This is a genomic window from Pseudomonas sp. SMSB3, assembly GCF_052041965.1.
Classification (GTDB): domain Bacteria; phylum Pseudomonadota; class Gammaproteobacteria; order Pseudomonadales; family Pseudomonadaceae; genus Aquipseudomonas.
Map to the genome: position 1 here is coordinate 130,792 of NZ_JBKGGV010000006.1, position 18,151 is coordinate 148,942.

Below are 18,151 nucleotides of genomic sequence, written 5' to 3' on the forward strand. Positions count from 1 at the left end.
TGACTTTCGCTCATCGGTGAGTTGTCAGAACCCAGGCTGCATGCGGCCTGTGGCTGACGCTTGACGAGTTGGCCCAGGCCTTGCTCTTGGGCTTGTGCCAACCCAGAAACCAAAGGCAGGGCCTACAGACCCATGAGCAGTTCACCAACGATTTCCCAGGCCAGCGATACGTTCGCGGCCATGACTGACGATCATCGCCTGGCCGAGTTCATCCGCGAGCAGGCCTCGGCAACGCGGGTAGTCATCCAGGCGCGCAAGCGCCTGAGCGGTGGCGCCATCCAGGAAAACTGGCTGCTGGACCTGCTGATCGAAGGCGGCCCGTGGGCCGGTGCCCGGCGCTGGGTACTGCGCAGCGATGCGCTTTCAGCGCTACCCGCCAGCCTTGACCGTGAACAGGAGTTCGCCGTGCTGCAGGTGGTTCACCAGGCCGGCGTGAAAGTGCCACGACCGCTCTGGCTGTGCCGCGATGTACGCGTGCATGGGCGGGCGTTCTTCCTGATGGAGTATGTGCCGGGTATCGCTGCCGGTCGCGCGCTCAGCGCCGGCGCCGGCCCTCAGGGCCGGGTGCAACTGGCGGCGCAGCTTGGCGCCAACCTGGCGCGTCTGCATCAGGTCCGCCCGCCGTGCGCCACGCTGGGCTTCCTGTCCGTTCCGGACAGCTCGCCGGCCCTGGCGACCATCGATGCCTACCGCCGCTACCTCGACACCCTCGCCGATGCCTATCCGGTGCTGGAATGGGGCCTGCGCTGGTGCGAGCTGCATGCGCCGCGCAGCAGCACCCTGTGCCTGTTGCACCGTGACTACCGCACCGGCAACTACCTGACCAGCGAAGACGGGCTGGAGGCCGTGCTCGACTGGGAGTTCACCGGCTGGGGCGACCCTTGCGAGGACCTCGGCTGGTTCACCGCCCGCTGCTGGCGCTTCACCCGCCCAGACCTCGAAGCCGGTGGCATCGGCCAGCTGGAGGACTTCCTGCGGGGTTATCACGAGGTCTCCTCGCTGTGCATCGAGCGCAGTCAGCTCCACTACTGGCAAGTCATGGCCACCCTGCGCTGGGCGGTGATTGCCTTGCAGCAAGGGCAGCGCCATCTGTCCGGTGAAGAACCGTCGCTCGAGTTGGCACTGACAGCCCGGCTGTTGCCGGAGCTCGAACTCGAAATCCTGCACATGACCGGAGCCGAAGCGCCATGACCCAACCCAACGCCCACGAATTGCTCGAGATTGCCCGCGCGACGCTTCTGGAACAACTGCTGCCAGCGCTGCCTGGCGAGTTGCGTTACCCGGCCCTGATGATCGCGAACGCCATGGCCATTGCGGCCCGCGAAAACCGCTTGGGTGCTCAGGCCGAGGATCAGGAACAAGCGCGTCTGGCCGCCTTGGTCGATGACGCGCCGTCGACATTGCCCGACCTGCGCCGCCAACTGGCTCGCGCCATTCGCCAGGGCAGCCATGACGCCCCGCAAACCCGGCGCACCCTGGTCGAGACATTGCGCCAGATCACCGTTGCCCGATTGGCGATCAGCAACCCCAAGGCCTTGCCCTGAAACCGAATCGACCACCCCATTCCTCCGATAGACAAGAACACACAAGGACAGCCATGAACTTCACTCTCCCGGACGAACTGCTCGCCTTGCAGGCCACGACTCGAGACTTCATTGCCGAACAGGTCATCCCATTCGAGAACGACCCCCGCCAGGACAGCCACGGCCCCAGCGACGCACTGCGCCAGGACCTGGTGGCCCGCGCCCGCGCCGCTGGCTTGCTGACGCCTCACGCCAGCCGCGAAATGGGCGGTCTGGAACTGAGCCATGTGGCCAAGGCGATCGTCTTCGAAGAAGCCGGCTACTCGCCGCTGGGCCCGGTAGCGCTGAATATCCATGCGCCGGACGAAGGCAACATCCACCTGATGGACGTGGTCGCCACCGAGGCGCAGAAAGACCGCTGGTTGCGCCCGCTGGTCCAGGGCCATGCCCGTTCCTGCTTCGCCATGACGGAGCCCGCGCCCGGCTCCGGCTCGGACCCCTCAATGCTGCGCACCACCGCCACCCGCGATGGCGACGACTACCTGATCAATGGCCGCAAGTGGCTGATTACCGGGGCCGAAGGCGCCGACTTCGGCATCATCATGGCGCGCATGGAGGATGGCACGGCGACCATGTTCCTGACCGACATGAAGCGCGACGGCATCATCCATGAACGTCAGCTGGACTCGCTGGACAGCTGTTTTACCGGCGGTCACGGGCAGCTGCGTTTCGACAACCTGCGTATCCCGGCGAGCGATGTCCTCGGCGAGATCGGCAAGGGCTTCCGTTATGCCCAGGTGCGCCTGGCGCCCGCACGCTTGACTCATTGCATGCGCTGGCTCGGTGCCGCGCGCCGCGCCCACGACATCGCCTGCGACTATGCGCGCACCCGTGACGCCTTCGGCAAGCCGCTGGGCGAGCACCAGGGCGTGGGCTTCATGCTCGCCGACAACATGATGGACCTGCACGTGGTGCGACTGGCGGTCTGGCACTGCGCCTGGGTGCTCGACCAGGGCCGGCGCGCCAATGTCGATTCGAGCATGGCCAAGGTGATCAGCGCCGAGGCGCTGTGGCGGGTGGTCGATCGTTGCGTCCAGGTATTGGGTGGCCGCGGGGTGACCGGGGACACCGTGGTGGAGCGGATCTTCCGCGACATTCGCCCGTTCCGCATCTATGACGGTCCGAGCGAAGTGCACCGCATGAGCCTGGCGAAGAAGCTGCTCGACCAGCGCCTGGAGGTCCACTGATGCAGCCGAACCTTGTCCGACTGTTCGCCCTTGACGGGCGTCGCGCCCTGGTGACCGGGGCCTCCAGCGGCCTGGGCCGTCACTTCGCTATGACCCTGGCCGCTGCAGGCGCCGAGGTGGTGGTGACCTCCAGGCGCCAGGCGCCGCTGCGGGCGTTGGTGGAGGCCATCGAGGTGGCTGGAGGGCGGGCGCGGGCCTTTGCCCTCGATGTGACCAGCCGTGAGGACATCTGCCGGGTGCTCGATGCCGCCGGCCCACTGGATGTCCTGGTCAACAATGCGGGGGTGAGCGACAGCCAGCCTTTGCTGGCCTGCGATGATCAAACCTGGGACCACGTGCTCGACACCAACCTCAAGGGCGCCTGGGCCGTGGCCCAGGAAAGCGCCCGGCGCATGGTGGTGGCGGGGAAGGGGGGCAGCTTGATTAATGTCACCTCGATCCTCGCCTGCCGTGTGGCCGGTGCCGTCGGCCCTTACCTGGCGGCCAAGGCCGGCTTGGCCCACCTGACCCGCGCCATGGCGCTGGAGTTGGCGCGCCATGGCATCCGGGTGAATGCCCTAGCGCCCGGCTACGTGATGACTGATTTGAACGAGGCCTTCCTGGCCAGCGAGGCCGGTGACAAGTTGCGTTCGCGTATCCCCAGCCGACGCTTCAGCGTGCCGTCGGACCTGGACGGCGCCTTGCTGCTGCTCGCCAGCGATGCTGGGCGGGCGATGAGCGGCGCTGAGATCGTGGTCGATGGCGGCCATCTGTGCAGCAGCCTGTAACGCGCCCTGGCGCAATAACAACAAGAACAGGAGGTAGGTGTGTGCGTGCAAAATCTGAGCAATGTGTCAATGAGGTGCCTGCCATGATGGTTCCAACCCTCGAACATGAGCTTGCTCCCAACGAAGCCAACCATGTCCCGCTGTCCCCGCTGTCGTTCCTCAAGCGTGCCGCCCAGGTGTACCCGCAGCGCGATGCGGTGGTTTATGGCGCAAGGCGCTACAGCTACCGTCAATTGCATGAGCGCAGCCGCGCCCTGGCCAGTGCCTTGGAGCGGGTCGGTGTTCAGCCGGGCGAGCGGGTGGCGATATTGGCGCCGAATATCCCGGAAATGCTCGAGGCCCACTATGGCGTGCCCGGTGCCGGGGCGGTGCTGGTGTGCATCAACATCCGCCTGGAGGTGCGCAGCATTGCCTTCATTCTGCGTCACTGCGTGGCCAAGGTATTGATCTGCGATCGCGAGTTCGGTGCCGTGGCCAGTCAGGCGCTGGCCATGCTCGATGCGCCGCCTTTGCTGGTGGGCATCGACGATGATCAGGCCGAGCGCGCCGACCTGGCCCTCGACCTGGACTACGAAGCGTTCCTGGCCCAGGGCGACCCCGCGCGACCCTTGAGTGCGCCACAGAACGAATGGCAGTCGATCGCCATCAACTACACCTCCGGCACCACGGGGAACCCCAAGGGCGTGGTGCTGCATCACCGCGGAGCCTACCTAAACGCCTGCGCTGGGGCGCTGATCTTCCAGTTGGGGCCGCGCAGCGTCTACCTGTGGACCTTGCCGATGTTCCACTGCAACGGCTGGAGCCATACCTGGGCGGTGACGTTGTCCGGTGGCACCCACGTGTGTCTGCGCAAGGTCCAGCCTGATGCGATCAACGCCGCCATCGCCGAGCATGCCGTGACTCACCTGAGCGCCGCCCCGGTGGTGATGTCGATGCTGATCCACGCCGAGCATGCCAGTGCCCCTCCGGTGCCGGTATCGGTGATCACTGGCGGTGCTGCCCCGCCCAGTGCGGTCATCGCGGCGATGGAGGCGCGTGGCTTCAACATCACCCATGCCTATGGCATGACCGAAAGCTACGGCCCCAGCACATTGTGCCTGTGGCAGCCGGGGGTCGACGAGTTGCCACTTGAGGCCCGGGCGCAGTTCATGAGCCGCCAGGGTGTCGCCCACCCGATGCTCGAGGAGGCCACGGTGCTGGATACCGATACCGGCCGCCCGGTTCCAGCCGACGGCCTTACCCTTGGCGAGCTGGTGGTGCGCGGCAACACCGTGATGAAAGGCTACCTGCACAACCCAGAGGCCACCCGGGCCGCATTGGCCAACGGCTGGCTGCACACGGGCGACCTGGCCGTGCTGCACCCGGATGGCTACGTGGAAATCAAGGACCGGGCCAAGGACATCATCATTTCCGGCGGCGAGAACATCAGCTCGCTGGAGATCGAAGAAGTGCTCTACCAGCACCCCGATGTGGTCGAGGCCGCAGTGGTGGCGCGCCCGGATTCGCGCTGGGGCGAGACCCCTCATGCGTTCGTCACCCTGCGCCCAGATGCGCTGGCCACGGTCACCGAAGCGGACCTGATCCGCTGGTGCCGTGAGCGCCTGGCGCATTTCAAGGCGCCGCGACATGTGTCGCTCACGGAGCTGCCCAAGACCGCCACCGGCAAGATCCAGAAGTTCGTCCTGCGCGAGTGGGCCCGGCAACAGGAGGCGCAGACCGCCGACGCCGAGCCTTGATCGAGCGGCAACACCTGCACACCCCATAACAACAAGTACATTGATCGAGGTGTCCCATGTCCAGCCTGTTATACGCGCGTGTTCGCGCCAGTGCCCGGTTCCAGCAACTGGTGACGCGCAGAAACCGTTTTACCCTGAGCCTGTTCGTGCTGATCCTGACCACGTTCTATGGCTACATCGCGTTGGTATCGTTTTGGCCCGAGCTGATCGCCAGGCGCCTGGCCGAGGGGTCGAACATGACCTTCGGCGTCGCGGCCGGCGGTTTCCTGTTCGTGTTCTTCTGTGCGCTGTCGGCGTTCTATGTGTACCGGGCCAATGGCGAGTTCGACCGCTTGACGCAGGCGTTGGTTGCCGGGTTGGAAGAGGAGCAGGGCGCATGAAGACACTACTGCCTCTGGCTTTGTTGCTGCACTCCGGCCTGCTGTTGGCATCGCCTGCGCTCGACGCGGGTCAACGTCAGCCGCTGAACCTGCATGCCATCGGCATGTTCATGGTGTTCGTGCTCTTCACTTTGTGCATCACCTGGTGGGCAGCGCGGCGCACCCGCTCGACGGCGGACTTCTACAGCGCCGGTGGCGGCATCCTGGGCTGGCAGAACGGCCTGGCGTTGGCCGGTGACTACATGTCCGCCTCGACGTTGCTGGGGATCACCGCGCTCATCTACACCTCCGGCATGGACGGCTACATCTACCTCATCGCCTTCTTCGCGGGCTGGCCGGTGTTGCTGCTGTTGATGACCGAGCGGTTGCGCAACCTGGGCCGCTTCACTTTCGCCGACATCACCTCGTACCGCCTCGACCAAGGCAAGGTGCGCACCATGGCCGCCATCGGCTCGCTGACCGTGGTGTGCTTCTACCTGGTGGCGCAGATGGTCGGGGCCGGGCAGCTGATCAGGCTGCTGTTCGGCCTGGACTACCACATCGCCCTGGTGATCGTTGGCGCGCTGATGATGCTGTATGTCACCTTTGGCGGCATGGTGGCAACTACCTGGGTGCAGATCATCAAGGCGTTCCTGCTACTGGTAGGCGGTTCGCTGGTGCTGTTCCTGGCGCTGCGCGAGTTCGACTTCAGCTATGACGCGCTGGTCACCCAGGCCATGGACACCCATACCCTGGGCGAGCGCCTGCTGGAGCCCGGCAGCCTGCTGGCCGACCCATTGACCGCGCTGTCGCTGAGCCTGGGGCTGGTGTTCGGCACTGCCGGGCTGCCGCATATCCTGATGCGCTTCTTCACCGTGAGCGATGCCCGTGAGGCGCGCAAGTCGGTGCTCTATGCCACCGGATTCATCGGCTACTTTTTCAATGTCATTTTCCTGCTGGGCCTGGCGTCGATCGTGATCGTCAGCCAGCAGCCGCAGTTTTTCGAAGGCGGGCTGGTGGGTGGCAAGCTGCTGGGCGGGGGCAACATGGTGGTCATGCACCTGGCCAAGGCGGTAGGCGGCAACCTGCTGCTGGGCTTTTTGTCTGCCGTGACCTTCGCCACCATCCTGGCCGTGGTGTCAGGCCTGGCGCTTGCGGGTGCTTCCGCCATCGCCCATGATCTCTATGCGCGGGTGATCATGAAGGGCGCGGCTAGCGAGTCGCAGGAGCTGCGGGTGACCAAGCTGGCCACCCTCGGGCTTGGGTTGGTGGCGATAGCTCTGGGCATCGTGTTCGAAAACATCAACGTGGCCTTCATGGTCGCGCTGGCGTTCGGCATCGCAGCGTCGGCCAACTTCCCGGTGCTGTTCCTGTCGATGTTCTGGTCGGGGTTGACCACGCGCGGCGCGTTGGCCGGTGGCTACGTGGGGTTGATCAGCGCCATGGGCTTCGTGGTGCTTTCCAAGCTCGTGTGGGTGGATGTGTTGCACTTTGCCGAGCCGCTGTTCCCCTATACCCAGCCTGCGCTGTTCTCCATGCCGCTGGCGTTTGCGGTGGCGTATGGCGTTTCCCGGCTAGACCGGACTGCGCGAGCCAAGGCAGAAAGGGCGGCGTTCGCCGACCAGTTCGTAAGGGGCCAGACCGGCCTTGGCGCCAGCGGTGCGGTCGATCATTGATTACCTGCGGCCGCTGGCGGATGCGTGCCAGCGGCCAGGTGATACCTCGTTAATACCCCCTGAAAATCTCGCCGATGTTGGTGATCGGATGCCCCATGTGCTGCGCCGCCGCTCGGTTGACGAGAGAAGGCCTGGGGGCAAGCAGGGCACTCAGGAAAACGGCCAGCGTCAACACGGCCAGTAGAAAACCAAATCGGCGCATATGATCCTCCAGCGATTTTTATTGTTGTTGTCTTCAGGTTCGATCCGAAAGGCCAGTATCACGCGGTTAGTGCCCAGGCGCTTTGTCGTGGGCGAATGACTGGGTGATGACTGCAATGTCCTGGTCGCCATAGCCCATTGATGCCGCGCGCTGCGCGACTTGGCATACCGCGTCGAACACTGGCGTCCAGGCCCCCTGTGCATGCAGGGATTGGGCAATGTGCGCGAAGGCATCTACATGTACATCGAGCCTCGCCTGGTCGCCTGCGAAATCCTGCGCTTCGAGCCGGCGTGCCGCTTCCTCGAGTGCGTCGGCGACGAAAAAGCGTGACGTGTCGAGCAGGAGCCTGGCTGTCCTCGAAACCGACAGGCCAAACCGTTCGCTCGCACCCACGGCCTCGAAGAACGCAACCATCACGGCAAACGCATGGGCGTGGAGCACGCTCGCGAAGGCCAATGCTTCGCCCCAGGGAAGGAACACCGTATGGCCGGCGAGCCCTTCAAGCAGCGACCGGTGCTGCTCGAAGGCCTCACGATCGCCGGTATGAATACTGTGGCTTTCGCGATGGCCGACGTTGCGCGGGTAGGCCACGATCATCCCTTTGACGTAATGGCCGCCCGCCCGATTGACGAGGCCCTGAAGCGCCGGTCCCTCGTCCTGGGCGTTGGTGGTGTAATCGACGATCGTACGGTTGGCCAGTGCATGCATCACACCTGGCATCCCGAGCACCTCGTGGGTCGCGTGGTTGTCCAGGAGCACGAAGATCGTGGCCGGGCTTGCAACCAGCGCGGTTTCAACGCTGTCGCACAGGTGAGCGCCAGCGGCGACGAGCGACGCAGCCTTGCCGGGTGATCGATTCCAGATCGCCACGCGTTTGCCTTGCTTGAGCAACGCGTGTGCCATGAGCGTTCCCATCGCACCGAGCCCGACCACGGACACATCAAACTCGAAACTTTCATCATTTTGTTCGCGCACGTTCAAAGCCTCTTGATTGTTGTTTTATGTGAGGCCCCACGGGAGAGCCTTTGCTCACCGCAGGTTCTGCGATCGGGCCCAGTCTGTTGCGTCAGCCAACGTGCGCTCGAAGGCGCTGAAGATCGCTTCGATGTCGCCCTGCGTGGTAATCAACGGCGGGCAGAACGCGATCGTGTCGTAGAGGGCGCGAATGATCAGCCCATGCTTGTGGGCCTGTTTGAACACGTAGCCACCCAGTGCACCTGGCTGGGCGAACGGTTGGCCGGTGGCCTTGTTCGCAACCAGTTCGATCCCGCCCATCAGCCCGACGCCTCGGACGTTGCCGACCAGCGGGTGGTCTTCGAACGCGCGCAGGTGGCGCTGGAACATGGGGGCTAGGCGCTGGACATGGCCAACCAGGTCGCGCTCTTCGATGATGCGGATGTTTTCCAGCGCAACCGCGGTGGCGACGGGGTGACCCGTGCAGGTCAGGCCATGGGCGAATGCCCCCAGGCGCTGGCTCTGGCTCACCAGTACATCGTTGATGGCATCGGACACCACCACGGCCGCCAGCGGCTGGTAGGAAGAGGTGAGCTGCTTGGAGAGCACCATGATGTCGGGCTGGATGTCGTACAGCTGAGCCCCGAACATCGTGCCCAGCCTGCCAAAACCGGTGACGATCTCGTCGATCACCACAAGAATGTCGTAGCGCCTGCACACTGCCTGGATCGCCGCCCAGTAGCCAGTGGGAGGAGGGATCACGCCGCCCGCTGCGATCACCGGTTCGCCGACGAAGGCGGCAATGCTTTCCGGCCCTTCGGCGAGGATGTAGCGCTCCAGTTCGTTCGCCAGGCGGGCCGAAAAGGCTTCCTGCGTTTCCCCTGGCCGGGCGAACCGGTAGAAGTTCGGGCACGTCAGGTGGTGAACCGGGATGGCCGGCAGGTCGAAGTCGCGATGAATCGAGGGGATGCCGGTAAGGCTCCCGGCAGCGATGGTGGCACCGTGATAGGCCTGCTGGCGAGAGATGAATTTCTTCTTGTGCGGTTTGCCCAGCGCGTTGTTCACGTACCACAGCATCTTCACTACCGAGTCGTTGGCTTCGGAGCCTGAATTGGTGAAGAAAACATGGTTCAGGTCGCCCGGCGCCAGCTCGGCCAGCTTGGCGGCGAGCGCCGCCGCCGGGGCGTTGGTCTTGTGGCTGAAGCTGTGGTAGTAGGGCAGTTGCCTGAACTGCTCGACGGCGGCGTCGACTAGGCGCTTTTCACTGAAGCCCAAGGCAACGCTCCACAGGCCCGACATCGCCTCGATGTAGGCGTTGCCTTGCTCATCGAAGACCCGCACGCCGTCGCCGCCGGCGATCACGAGGGGGCCGATTTCCTGGTGCTGCGCCAGGTTGGTGTTGGGGTGTATGAATGAAGCCAAGTCATTCTGGATGGTTGAAGTGACGTTGCTCATTGGTGTGATTTCCTGCCACGGACGGGTTGTCGACTGCATGCGATGAGCCTGCATGCGGCGCTGTATCGATACAGGCCGCACCGCAGGCCCGTGCAGTTACTGGCTAAACGCTGCCGCGACCGATTCGCCGAAGGCTTTCAGGCCTTCTTCAAGCTGGTTGGTCGGGGTGTTCACCGGTGGCATCAGCTTGATGATTTCGCCGTTCGGGCCGCAGCGGTCGACCAGCACACCCGCCTGCAGCACACGCTGCTGGGCATCCTTGGCGAATGCGACGTTGCCGCGACCGAAGTCGATGCCGGCGATCATGCCGCGACAGCGCGCGGAGGCGACGCCAGGAATTTCAGCGAAACCGGCGACCGCGCGCTCCATGGCCGCGCAGTTGGTGGCCAGCAACTTCAGGAACCACTCATCGCGCCAATAGCCGAGCGCGATCTGGGCCGTCAAGAAGGCCAGTTGGTTGCCGCGGAAGGTGCCGATGTGATCGCCCGGTTGCCACACATCCAGCCCGGCGCGAATCAACACGATCGCCATCGGCAGGCCGAAGCCGCCGATCGATTTGGCGCAGGTGATCAGGTCTGGCACCACCCCGGAGCGCTCGAAGCCGAAGAAGTCGCCGGTGCGCCCGCAGCCGGCCTGGATTTCGTCGCAGATGAGCAACACGCCGTAATCGCTGGTCCACTTGCGCAAGCGTTGCAGCCATTCGTTGGAAGCCGGGTAGACGCCGGCCTGGATCTGCACGGACTCGACGATCACCGCCGCTGGCAGCTCCGAGCCGCTGCCCTGGTCGTTGGCCAGGCGCTCGAGGAAGCCAATGCTGTCGAATTCGCCGTAGGGGCTGTCTTCGTACGGCACGAACACCACGTCGGTGGAAAGCCCAGGGCCACGGCGAGTGCGGTTGCCGGTGACGGCCAGGGCGCCGGCGGTCATGCCGTGGTAAGCCCCATAGAACGAGACGACCTTGGTACGCCCCGTCGCCTTGCGCGCTAGTTTCAACGCCGCCTCGACGGCGTCGGCACCGGTCGGGCCGGTGAACTGCACCTTGTAGTCCCAGCCGCGCGGCTTGAACAGGTCGCGCTCGATCGCTTCGAGAAACTGGCGCTTGGTGGTGGTGTGCAGGTCGAGGGCGTGGGTCACGCCGTTGGACGACAGATACGCGATCAAGGCATCGCGCATGCGCGGGTCGTTGTGGCCATAGTTCAGGGCGCCGGCGCCAGCGAAGAAGTCCAAGTACTCGCGGCCGTCTTCGCCCCGGATCTTGCTGCCTTGGGCGGTATCGAACACCAGCGGCAAGTCACGGCAGTACATCCGCACGTTAGACTCGAGCCTTTCGAATGTCTCGATGTTCATGCAAACCTCTTGAAAAATGATCTGGGCTATCTGGGTCGTGGGCGGTCAGTGTTTGAACATCACGTGGCGAACCACGGTGTAGTCTTCCAACCCGTACATCGACAGGTCCTTGCCGTAGCCGGACAGCTTCACGCCACCATGGGGCATTTCGCTCACCAGCATGAAGTGGGTGTTGACCCAGGTGCAGCCGTATTGCAGGCGAGCGGCCAAGCGATGGGCGCGACCCACATCGGCGGTCCATACCGACGAGGCCAGGCCGTAGTCCGATTCATTGGCCCATGCCAGTGCCTGGGCTTCGTCTTCGAATGGCGAAACCGTCACCACCGGGCCGAAGATTTCACGGCACACCACCTCGTCCTCCTGCGTAGCGCCGGCCAGGACCGTCGGCTCGAAGAAGAAGCCGCCGCCCGCAGCGCGCTTGCCGCCGGTGACCACCTCAATGTGAGGCAGTTCCTTGGCACGGTTCACGAAGCCCTCGACACGCTCCAGGTGCTCTTGGGTGATCAGCGGGCCCATCTCGGTCGCCGGGTCATCCTGAAGCCCGCACTTGATGCTGGACACGGCTTCGCCGAGCTTGCGCACGAACTCCAGGTACACCGCCTTCTGCACATATAGGCGGCATGCGGCGGTGCAGTCCTGGCCGGCGTTGTAGAAGCCGAAGGCGCGGATGCCTTCGACGGCGGCGTCGATGTCGGCATCGTCGAAGATCAACACCGGTGCCTTGCCACCGAGCTCCATGTGCATGCGTTTGACGCTGTCGGCGGTGCCTTCGATGATGCGGCTGCCGGTGCGCACGGAGCCGGTCAGCGACACCATGCGTACCTGGGCGTGGCTGGTCAGCGGCTCACCCACCGAGGCGCCGCGACCGTGCACGATGTTGACCACACCGGCGGGGAAGATGTCGGCGAGCAACTCGCCCAGTTTCAAGGTGCTCATCGGCGTGTGTTCCGACGGCTTCAGCACGACGGTGTTGCCGCCGGCCAAGGCTGGGCCCAGTTTCCAGGCCGCCATCAGCAGGGGGTAGTTCCACGGCGCGATGGAGGCGACCACGCCCACCGGGTCGCGGCGGATCATCGAGGTGTGGCCCGGGATGTACTCGCCCGCCGCCGAGCCCTGCAGGCAGCGCACGGCACCGGCAAAGAAGCGGAACACGTCGGACACGGCTGGCAGTTCGTCCTGCAGCACGGCGGTGAACGGCTTGCCGCAGTTGTCCGCCTCCAGGCGGGCGAACACCGGCGCCTGGGCGTCGATGCGGTCAGCGAGCCTGAGCAGCAGTGCCGCGCGGTCCTTGGGCGGCGTTTGCGACCAGGCGTCGTAGGCTGCATCGGCGCTTTGCACCGCGGCATGGACTTGGGCGCGACTGGCTTCGGTGGTCTGTACCAGGACACTGCCAAGGGACGGGTTGTACACGTCGAGGTTTTCGCCTTCGCCGGCCACCAGGGCACCGTTGATCAGGAGTTTGGTTTGCATGTCGATTCTCGCCATTGAACGGCAAGGCCAGGGCCTTGCCTTGTGGTTGTCGTCAGGGCATTCGATAGGAAGCTGGCCGCTACGCCAGCGCGTCGGGCACCGGGTTGCGGAAGAAACTGGTCCGGCAGGCGAGGTAAACCGCGCCCAGGGCGAGCCAGATACAGCCCATGATCAGTGCGTCTTTATCCAGGCTGGCCAGCATCCAGCCGGCCGTGACCAGGCCGATGAGTGGGAAGAGCACGCCGCGCAGCAGGCCAGCGCTGTCCTTGACCTGTGCGTCGAAGGTGAGCCGCAACGCGCAGAGGTTGACGGCGGTGAAGGCGAGAAACGCGCCGAAGTTGACCAGCGACGTCGCGGTGGCGATCGTCAGGCCAAAGCCCGCGGTGCCGAAAATGCCGCAGAGCAGGATATTGAAGACCGGGGTCTTGTAGCGAGGGTGCAAGGCCCCGAACAGCTTGCGCGGCAGTTGGTTGTCCCGGCCGAGGGCGTACAGCAGCCGGCCCACGCTGGCCTGGAACGACATGCCCGCGGCGAAGTGGGCGATGATGATCCCCGCCAGGACCAGCGCGAAGAACAGGTCGCCGCCGATCATGCGGGCGATCTCGAAGGCGGCCCCGTCCACGAACTCGAAGGCGGGGGAGGGGTGCGCCAGGTACATGAAGTACGAGGAGCCGACGTAGACCGAGCCGCCGATCAAGGCGACCAGCAGGATGGCACGCGGCAGCGTGCGACCCGGGTCGCGGGTTTCCTCGCTGAGCGTGGACAGCGCGTCAAAGCCCAGGAACGAGTACGCGGCAATGGCGGCGCCGGCCATGCTGGTGGCGAAGGGCACATCTTGGTTGAAGAACGGCTTGGCCGAAAGCAGCCCACCAGGGCCATTGGCAGCCACGATGTAATGCACGCACAGGCCGATGAACACCACGATGATCGCCAGTTGCGCGCCCATCAACAGCAGGTTGAAGCGGTTGGCGACCTGGATGCCCAGCACATTCAGCAGCGAGGTAGAGACGATGAAACCGGTAATCCACACCCACTGCGGCACATCTGGAAAGGCCATGTTGAGATAGCTGGCGCCAAGCAGCCAGATCAGCATCGGAATGAAGAAGTAATCGAGCAGTGCGGCCCAGCCCACCATGAAGCCGAGGTTGGCGCTGAGCATCTTGCGGGTATAGGTGTAGGCCGAACCGGCTACCGGGAACACCCTGACCAGCCGGCCATAGCTCAACGCCGTGAACACCACGCCCGTCGCCGCGATAAGGTAGGCCATCGCCGTGGTGTTGCCACTGGCCTGCGAGATCACGCCATAGGTGCCGAAGACGATCAACGGGGCAAGGAACGCCAGGCCGAACAACAGGACCGAAAACGGGCCCAGGGTGCGCTTCAGCGAAGCGCTGGGGGTTGATTCGCTCATGACTGACAGCCCTCACGCTACGAAGTGGTAAGCAGTGGCGACGATTTCACGGTAGGTTTCCACGGTCATCTCCTTCGCATTGCTGCCATCGGAGAAGTTCTTCTTCGACTTTTCAGCGATGGCCAGGAAGTCTTCCTCGCGCACGCCTTTCACCTCGGCGAAGCGGGGGATGCCCAGGTCCTTGCTCATCTGGAACAGGTAGCCGACGGCGGCCTCGGCGGCCTCGACCGGCGAGAGGTTGGGTTCGATGCCCAGTGCGTAGGCGACCTGCGCATGGCGAATGATGTCGGCATCGCGGTTATGGCCGAACACGAAGGGCAGGAAGATCGCGTTGCCCACGCCGTGTGGCGTGTCGTACATGCCACCGATGGCTTCGGAAATGCAGTGCACGCTACCTACGTCCGCATTACCGAAGGCCATGCCGGCGATCAGGCTGGCCGCCAGCATCTGCTCGCGGGCGTGCAGGTTGCCGGGTTCCAGCACGGCGGGCTTCAGGTGTTGGCTGATCAGGCGGATGGCATGCAGCGCCAGGCCGTCGCTGATGGGGTTCGACACGCGGCAGGTGTAGGCTTCGATGGCGTGGGTCAGGGCATCCATGCCGGTTGCGGCGGCAATCGACGCGGGCAGCGTGTCGAGGATATGAGAGTCAAGCAAGGCCAGGACTGGCCCGAGTCGGTAATCATGCACGCTCATCTTGTAATGACGGGCGGTGTCGGTGATCACCGAGAAGCAGGTTACTTCGCTGCCGGTGCCAGCCGTGGTCGGAATGGCAACGATAGGCGGGATGGCATGGGTGAGCGTGAACGACCCTTCGTAGTCCTCGATCCGTCCCTCATGGCTGAGCAGCACGCTGATGGCCTTGGCTGCATCCATGGCACTGCCCCCGCCTACGGCTAACAAGCCATCGATACCTTTGCCGCGATATCGCTGCGCGATCTGATTGACGTCCTCGCTGCGCGGATTGGCCTTGATGTCCGACACTTCCTCGAAGGCGATGCCTGCCTTCTCCAGGCTGGCGTAGACGCTGTCCAGCAGGCCCGCCGCCTTGACCCCAGGATCGGTCACGATGAGCACGCGGGCCAGGCCAAGTGAGTGCAGGTGTTCACCGGTGCGCTCGCGCAGACCAGGTTCCATCACGATTTTGCTGGGGAGTAAAAACTTGAAGTCCATACGTACCTCTTGCTCAATTGTTGTCATTGTTGAAAGGGCAGTAGAGGAGCACCTGCGCCAGGCCGTGGATAACAGCTCAAGCGGGTGATGTGTGGCCTGGCATTTCGCGCAAGCCAGCATTTTGTTGTTCTTGGTTTTGCTTGAACCTGGTCGAAGGCCTCCTTCGGGGGGTAAAAAGAGGGGCGGCCAAGCTGCACGCCCCTGAAAGGGTGATCGTGCTACAGCATGTGTCCTGCCAGCAGGGACAGCAGCGTGCCGGACAGGCAAGGTGGGAAGTCGTGCCCCATCCCTGGCAGCAGCACCAGGCTGGAACCACGGATAGCTGCTGCCGTGGCGTACCCGCCGCTGGTTGCGACCATGAGATCTTCATCGCCATGGATGACCAGGGTGCGGCAATGAACCCGTTGCAGTTCCTGGGTGCGGTCGCCGGAATTGATGATCGCGCCGATCTGCCTGGCCGTGCCGATGTTGCTGGCCTCGCCACCGCCTCGCTCCCAGGCCAACAAGGCATAGTCACGGAAGGCGGGCTCATTCCATTCCAGGGTCGAGCCGATCAGGCGCATGATGTCCAGGTAGTCGCGAACGCTTTCCTGCTCGCTGCGCGGCGGGCGGCGCAGCAACTGCCTAATGGATTTCAACGCCGGCTGGCCGACGCGCAGCGATCCGGTGGTCGAGAAGATCGAGGTGAGCGTCCTGATACGCTCGGGGTAACGGGCAGCGAGGATCTGGGCGATCATGCCGCCCATCGACATGCCCACCACGTGCGCCGTTGCCAGGTTCAGGCCGTTCATGAGCCCGATCACGTCATTGGCCATGTCACCCAGGTCATAGCCGGGGGTGCGCTTGCGCAAGAACTGCTGCATGGCCGTGGGAGGCACTACGTCGGTGAAGAACGACCGGCCCGAGTCGCGGTTGTCCAGCGTGATGACGCGAAACCCCCGCTCGACCAGGCCGGCGATGATCGGTTGCGGCCAGTAGGTCAATTGCAGCCCCAGGCCGACGATGAGAATGACCGCAGGCGCCGTTTCGAGCCCGTGGCTGCGATAGCAAATAGGGCGCTTGCCAGGCAGTTCGCAGAAGCGGTCGGGGCTCATCCGCGGCTACCCTGTTGTTGCAGCTCGACGTTCGCGCACCGGGGCGTGCTGGGTACGGAGGAGAACGCTAGGCACTTGTCAGCCACAGCGCCGCGGCGCAGGAGTTTGGTATCGCGGAAGTAATCCATCGACATCACCCAGGGCTCGCTTGGCCCTTGGCGCGGAATGCTGTCCAAGGCGCGTTGCACATAACCGGCACCGAAATCCAGCAGAGGGCGGGTCTCGATCCCGTCTGGCGCCCGGGGTTCGCAAACGTTGTAGCCGTGGTTGTCCATGAAACCCAGCAAGCGACAGAAGTGATCGCACAGCAGGCACACTTTCAAGGTCCAGGAGGAGTTGGTGTAGCCCACCGCGAACGCGAAGTTGGGTACACCGGATAGCATGGTTCCTTTGTAGGCAAGAGTGTCGCTCAGCACCACTGGCTTATCGTCCTTGTACAGACTGATCCCCCCGAACATCTGCACATTCAGCCCCGTGGCGGTAATTACGATGTCAGCTTCCAACGCCTTGCCGGATTTCAGCAACAGACCGGATTCGGTGAACCGCTCGATATGGTCGGTGACGATGTCGGCCTTACCCGCGCTGATCGCCTTGAACAGATCGCCTTCAGGTACCGTGCACAAGCGCTGGTCCCAAGGGTTGTAGGGCGGATTGAAATGGACGTCGACCGGGTAGCCTTTCGGCAGCTCCTTGCGCGTCAGCCACAGCAGCAGTTTGCGGGAAAGCTTGGGGAAGCGCTGGCAGAAGGCCCAGAAGGCCAGGGTGATCCTGGCGTTCTTGTAGCGTGTCAGAGAGTAAGCGGTTTGCTCGGGCAGGATCTTGCGCAGAAACGCCGCAACCGCATCATTGGCTGGTTGGTTGATGATGTAGGAGGGCGTACGCTGCAGCATGGTGATGCTGGCGACTTTGTCCGCCATCGCCGGAATCAGGGTCACTGCCGTCGCGCCGCTGCCAATCACTACGACACGTTTGCCCGTGTAATCCAGGTTCTCTGGCCAGTGTTGCGGATGAACGATCTGCCCCTTGAACTGTTCGGCTCCCTCGAAGCGGGGGCTGAATCCTTGGTCGTACCTATAGTAGCCGCCCGCGCTGAACAGCCAGCGACATTCGATTGTGCGGGCCTGCCCCAGGTGACCGTCCTCCACCCGCACCGCCCACAAGCCCTTGTCCGTTTGCCAGTTCGCCGAGATGACTTTCTGCTTGTACTGGATCAAGGACTCCAGCTCATGCTCGTCGATCGCTTCACGCAGGTACTCGAGAATGTCTGCGGCGTCCGCCAATGATTTCGCCTTGGTCCAGGGCTTGAAGTCGAAGCCGAAGGTGTACAGGTCGGAGTCAGAGCGGATGCCGGGATAGCGGAACAGGTCCCAGGTGCCGCCCATTCGCTCACGAGACTCGAGAATCGTGAAGGTCTTGTGAGGCTGATGGCGTCGCAGATAGGCGGCCGCGCCGATGCCAGACACACCGGCTCCCATGATCAATATATCGAGTGGCTCAACCGGAAGAGCAGTGTGCGAGGACATAGGGCTTCCCATTATTGTGTTATAGGGGGTGATCTTTTGACTTGATCATTTGACCATGATGAGACGGCAGATTACCCGGGGCAAGGTGCAAAATGCACCGACAAGCAATTTTTTTGGGATGATTTGAACCTGGTGGGATTGGGGTAGGGGGTATTGCGCGTCGGGCGACTCCAGGTTTTGGCGTCGTTATGACAGGGCGGTATGTGGGTTTGGGTGG

General features: G+C 63.8%; 16 protein-coding genes. 7 read left to right on the forward strand and 9 right to left on the reverse strand.

Annotated elements, in window-relative coordinates; translation table 11 throughout:
* Nucleotides 1–132 precede the first annotated feature (132 nt).
* The 7 genes from ACLEJW_RS12390 (at nt 133) to ACLEJW_RS12420 (ending at nt 7,308) form a co-directional block, all read left to right on the forward strand.
* A complete protein-coding gene (locus ACLEJW_RS12390; protein ID WP_440777635.1) occupies nt 133–1,191 on the forward strand; it encodes a phosphotransferase family protein in 1,059 nt (352 codons plus the stop codon).
* Nucleotides 1,188–1,544, forward strand: coding sequence for a 4-hydroxypentanoyl-CoA kinase subunit LvaB (gene lvaB / locus ACLEJW_RS12395; protein WP_010953701.1), 357 nt, complete (start codon nt 1,188–1,190; stop codon nt 1,542–1,544). The genes ACLEJW_RS12390 and lvaB overlap by 4 nt, the downstream gene beginning before the upstream one ends.
* A 53-nt stretch (nt 1,545–1,597) precedes the next feature.
* Nucleotides 1,598–2,770, forward strand: coding sequence for an acyl-CoA dehydrogenase family protein (locus tag ACLEJW_RS12400; RefSeq protein WP_213660793.1), 1,173 nt, complete (start codon nt 1,598–1,600; stop codon nt 2,768–2,770).
* Entirely contained in the window at nt 2,770–3,537 is a 768-nt protein-coding gene (locus ACLEJW_RS12405) for an SDR family NAD(P)-dependent oxidoreductase (protein ID WP_192440023.1), read from the forward strand. The genes ACLEJW_RS12400 and ACLEJW_RS12405 overlap by 1 nt, the downstream gene beginning before the upstream one ends.
* Before the next feature lie 83 nt (nt 3,538–3,620).
* A complete protein-coding gene (locus tag ACLEJW_RS12410; RefSeq protein WP_440777636.1) occupies nt 3,621–5,273 on the forward strand; it encodes an acyl-CoA synthetase in 1,653 nt (550 codons plus the stop codon).
* 56 nt (nt 5,274–5,329) lie between these two features.
* Entirely contained in the window at nt 5,330–5,653 is a 324-nt protein-coding gene (locus ACLEJW_RS12415) for a DUF485 domain-containing protein (protein WP_213660794.1), read from the forward strand.
* Complete coding sequence (locus tag ACLEJW_RS12420) at nt 5,650–7,308, forward strand: cation acetate symporter (RefSeq protein WP_440777637.1); 1,659 nt, start codon at nt 5,650–5,652, stop codon at nt 7,306–7,308. Before ACLEJW_RS12415 ends, ACLEJW_RS12420 begins: the two co-directional genes overlap by 4 nt.
* Nucleotides 7,309–7,357: 49 nt before the next feature.
* On the opposite strand, the gene ACLEJW_RS12425 is transcribed toward ACLEJW_RS12420, so the two are convergent.
* The 9 genes from ACLEJW_RS12425 to ACLEJW_RS12465 all read right to left on the reverse strand — a co-directional run bounded on the left by ACLEJW_RS12425 (nt 7,358) and on the right by ACLEJW_RS12465 (nt 17,934).
* Nucleotides 7,358–7,510, reverse strand: coding sequence for a hypothetical protein (locus ACLEJW_RS12425; RefSeq protein WP_326431162.1), 153 nt, complete (start codon nt 7,508–7,510; stop codon nt 7,358–7,360).
* Between the two features lie 66 nt (nt 7,511–7,576).
* Entirely contained in the window at nt 7,577–8,485 is a 909-nt protein-coding gene (locus ACLEJW_RS12430) for an NAD(P)-dependent oxidoreductase (protein WP_326431164.1), read from the reverse strand.
* A 54-nt stretch (nt 8,486–8,539) separates the two neighbouring features.
* Nucleotides 8,540–9,919 carry an aspartate aminotransferase family protein gene (locus ACLEJW_RS12435; protein WP_196145913.1) on the reverse strand — a complete coding sequence of 460 codons (1,380 nt, stop codon included), beginning with the start codon at nt 9,917–9,919 and terminating at the stop codon, nt 8,540–8,542.
* A gap of 96 nt (nt 9,920–10,015) precedes the next feature.
* Complete coding sequence (locus ACLEJW_RS12440) at nt 10,016–11,266, reverse strand: diaminobutyrate--2-oxoglutarate transaminase (protein ID WP_440777638.1); 1,251 nt, start codon at nt 11,264–11,266, stop codon at nt 10,016–10,018.
* A gap of 45 nt (nt 11,267–11,311) precedes the next feature.
* Entirely contained in the window at nt 11,312–12,736 is a 1,425-nt protein-coding gene (locus ACLEJW_RS12445) for a gamma-aminobutyraldehyde dehydrogenase (protein ID WP_409292180.1), read from the reverse strand.
* Between the two features lie 79 nt (nt 12,737–12,815).
* The gene (locus ACLEJW_RS12450; RefSeq protein WP_440777639.1) at nt 12,816–14,147 is read right to left on the reverse strand and encodes an APC family permease; all 1,332 of its coding nucleotides are present in this window, start codon (nt 14,145–14,147) and stop codon (nt 12,816–12,818) included.
* 12 nt (nt 14,148–14,159) lie between these two features.
* Nucleotides 14,160–15,317 carry an iron-containing alcohol dehydrogenase gene (locus tag ACLEJW_RS12455; protein ID WP_440777640.1) on the reverse strand — a complete coding sequence of 386 codons (1,158 nt, stop codon included), beginning with the start codon at nt 15,315–15,317 and terminating at the stop codon, nt 14,160–14,162.
* A 218-nt stretch (nt 15,318–15,535) separates the two neighbouring features.
* Nucleotides 15,536–16,411, reverse strand: a complete 876-nt coding sequence (locus ACLEJW_RS12460) for an alpha/beta fold hydrolase (protein WP_054905271.1) — start codon at nt 16,409–16,411, stop codon at nt 15,536–15,538.
* A complete protein-coding gene (locus tag ACLEJW_RS12465; RefSeq protein WP_326431170.1) occupies nt 16,408–17,934 on the reverse strand; it encodes a flavin-containing monooxygenase in 1,527 nt (508 codons plus the stop codon). Before ACLEJW_RS12465 ends, ACLEJW_RS12460 begins: the two co-directional genes overlap by 4 nt.
* Between the last annotated feature and the right edge of the window lie 217 nt (nt 17,935–18,151).